The organism is Jatrophihabitans lederbergiae (genome assembly GCF_031845305.1).
GTDB lineage: Bacteria > Actinomycetota > Actinomycetes > Mycobacteriales > Jatrophihabitantaceae > Jatrophihabitans_A > Jatrophihabitans_A lederbergiae.
In genome coordinates this window covers 1-1,012 of sequence record NZ_JAVREH010000182.1, presented here as the reverse complement: position 1 = coordinate 1,012, position 1,012 = coordinate 1, and the positions used below count along the sequence as shown (strand labels likewise).

1 protein-coding gene is annotated in these 1,012 nt (G+C 65.3%); it reads left to right on the top strand.

Features of this window, described 5'->3' with window-relative positions:
* Nucleotides 1-1,012: IS630 family transposase (locus tag RM423_RS24860; RefSeq protein ID WP_311425717.1), on the top strand; the 1,012-nt coding region annotated here is incomplete at both ends.

Sequence of the window (1,012 nt, the reverse complement as noted above, 5' to 3'; positions counted from 1 at the left end):
CGCTGAGGACCGCGCCGAGTTGACCCGTTGGACGCGGACGCCGTCGCTGCCGGCGGGGTTGGCCCAGCGAGCGCGGATCGTGTTGCTGGCCGACGAGGGTGTCGGGACGAACGAGATCGTGCATCGGGTTGGGGTGTCCAAGCCGACGGTGATCGCGTGGAAGAAGCGCTATGCCGCCGAGGGAATCGCGGGCCTGGAGGACAGACCGAAACGGGGTCGGCCGGCGCAGGTCGACGAGGTGGCGGTGGTGCTGGCGACGTTGGAGTCGCCGCCGGAAGAGCTGGGTGTGACGCATTGGTCGAGCAGGCTGCTGGCAGATCACCTGGGTGGCATCTCGAATGTGTGGGTGGCCCGGATCTGGCGCAAGTGGGGGCTGCAGCCTTGGCGGCGCGAGACGTTCAAGTTCTCCACCGATCCGAACCTTGAGGCGAAGGTCCGCGACGTGGTCGGCCTGTATTTGGCCCCGCCGGAGAAGGCGGTCGTGCTCTCGATCGACGAGAAAAGCCAGATCCAGGCCTTGGACCGGACCGCGCCGATCTTGCCGATGCGTCCAGGGCTGCCGGAGAAGGCGACGCATGACTACGTCCGCCACGGCACTACGACTCTGTTCGCGGCCTTGGAGATCGCCACCGGCAAGATCACCGATGCCTGCTACCCGCGGCACCGCAGCGACGAGTTTCTCAAGTTCCTCAAGCAGGTCGCGAAGGCCTACCCGCGGGTCAAGCTGCACTTGATCGTGGACAACTACGCCACCCACAAGCACCCGGCCGTGCAGGCGTGGCTGGCGAACAACCCGCGGATCACGATGCACTTCACCCCGACGTCGGGGTCGTGGCTGAACATGGTCGAGATCTTCTTCGGCATCATCACTCGTCAGGCGATCCGCCGCGGCACCTTCACCAGCGTCAAGGACCTCATCGCCGCAATCGAGACTTACATCGACGCCTGGAACGAACGCTGCCAGCCGTTCACCTGGACCAAGACCGCCGACGAAATCCTCACCAAAGCAACC